We start from the raw sequence: 1,804 nt of genomic DNA, 5'->3' as shown, positions 1-1,804 counted from the left end.
GGCGCCGGCCCTCCCGGCCGATGCGCCCGACTGGCCCGACGACTTCGCGCACCGCTATCGCGACGCCGGCTATTGGCAAGACACGACTTTCTTCGATGCGCTCGACGCGCAAGCGCAGCGCGATCCCGATGCGCTCGCGATCGTTGACGGCGCCTGCCGGCTCAGTTTTGGCGACCTGCTCTCGCGCATCCGACGGCTGGCAGGCGGCCTCGCACGCCTCGGCCTGACGCGCGGCGACACGGTCGTCGTCCAGCTACCGAACGGCGCGCGTTTCATCGAGACCTGTTTCGCACTGTTCCAGCTCGGCGTGCGGCCGGTGCTCGCCCTCCCCGCTCACCGGCACTACGAGATCGGTGCGTTCTGCCGCTTCGCCGGCGCGCGTGCGTACCTGGGCGCGGCACAACTCGGCGAGTTCGACTGCCGGCCGCTCGCGGCCGCGCTGCAGGCCGACTGCCCGACGCTCGAGCACGTCGTGATGGCCGGCGACGACCACGCGTTCACCCCGTTCGATGCGCTGTACGACGCGCCGCCGCTGCGCGAATGCGCGGCGGGCGCCGACGACATCGCGTGCTTCCAGCTGTCGGGCGGCACGACCGGCACGCCGAAGCTGATCCCGCGCCGCCATCGCGAATACCTGTACAACGTGCGCGCGTGCAGCGCCGCGAGCGGCTTCGACGCCGGCACCGTGTATCTCGCCGCGCTGCCGATGGCGCACAACTTCACGCTGTGCTGCCCCGGCACGATCGGCGCGCTGCTCGCGGGCGGCCGCGTAGTCACGACCGGGCGGCCCGAGCCCGAACAGAGCTTCGCGCTGATCGCGCAGGAACGCGTCACGCATACCGCGCTCGTGCCGCCGCTCGCGCTGCTGTGGCTCGACGAACAGCCGCAGCGACAGGCCGACCTGTCGAGCCTGCGCGTGCTGCAGGTCGGCGGCGCGCGATTGATGGACCACGCGGCCGCGCGCGTGACGCCCGTGCTCGGCTGCCGACTGCAGCAGGTGTTCGGCATGGCCGAAGGGCTCATCTGCTGCACGCGGCTCGACGATTCGCCCGAACGGATCGCGCAGACGCAGGGCCGCCCCGTGTCGGACGGCGACGAAGTGCGCATCGTGGACGATGCCGGCGAACCGGTCGCGCCCGGTAAAATCGGCGAACTGCAGGTGCGCGGCCCGTACACGATCCGCGGCTACTACCGTCTCGCCGAGCACAACGCGACCGCGTTCACCGCCGACGGCTTCTATCGCAGTGGCGACCGCGTGCGGCGCACCGCGGACGGCGACCTCGTCGTCGAAGGCCGCGACAAGGACCAGATCAATCGCGGCGGCGAGAAGGTCTCCGCCGAGGAAGTGGAGAACCTGCTGCTCGCGCATCCGCAGGTGCACGATGCCGCGGTGGTCGCGATGCCCGACCCGCTGCTCGGCGAGCGCACGTGCGCATTCGTCGTCGCCCGCGCGCCCGCACCGTCCCGGCTGGTGCTGAAGCGCTACCTGCGCGACTGCGGGCTCGCGGCGTTCAAGATTCCCGATCGCATCGAGTTCATGCCGCGCTTCCCCGAAACCGGCATCGGCAAGACCAGCAAGAAATCGCTGCGCGACCTGCTGCGCCGCCAGTTGCAGGCGGCGGCCGCATGAGCGCACGACCGACCGATTCGAACTGGATCCGCGAACTGCGCCTGTCGCCGTGCCCGCGTGCGCAGCTCGTCTGCTTCCCGCACGCGGGCGGCACCGCGAATTTCTTTCGCGGCTGGAGCCGCGCGCTGCCGTGGGACGTCGACCTGCTCGCACTGCAATATCCGGGCCGCGAGA

At 71.1% G+C, this 1,804-nt stretch carries 2 protein-coding genes; both read left to right on the top strand.

Annotated features, from left to right (window positions below):
* Window positions 1-1,630, top strand: a 1,630-nt coding sequence (locus G3N93_RS39040; RefSeq protein ID WP_206135429.1) for a (2,3-dihydroxybenzoyl)adenylate synthase, incomplete at its 5' end; no start/stop codon positions are given.
* On the top strand, window positions 1,627-1,804 hold a 178-nt coding region (locus G3N93_RS39035), incomplete at its 3' end, for a thioesterase II family protein (RefSeq protein ID WP_241026891.1). The genes G3N93_RS39040 and G3N93_RS39035, both read left to right, overlap by 4 nt.

Origin of the sequence: Burkholderia sp. Se-20378 (assembly GCF_017104665.1) — a bacterium.
GTDB classification, from domain to species: Bacteria; Pseudomonadota; Gammaproteobacteria; order Burkholderiales; family Burkholderiaceae; genus Burkholderia; species Burkholderia lata.
Note: the sequence above shows the minus strand (reverse complement) of the source record. Positions and strands in the feature narration are given on the sequence as shown.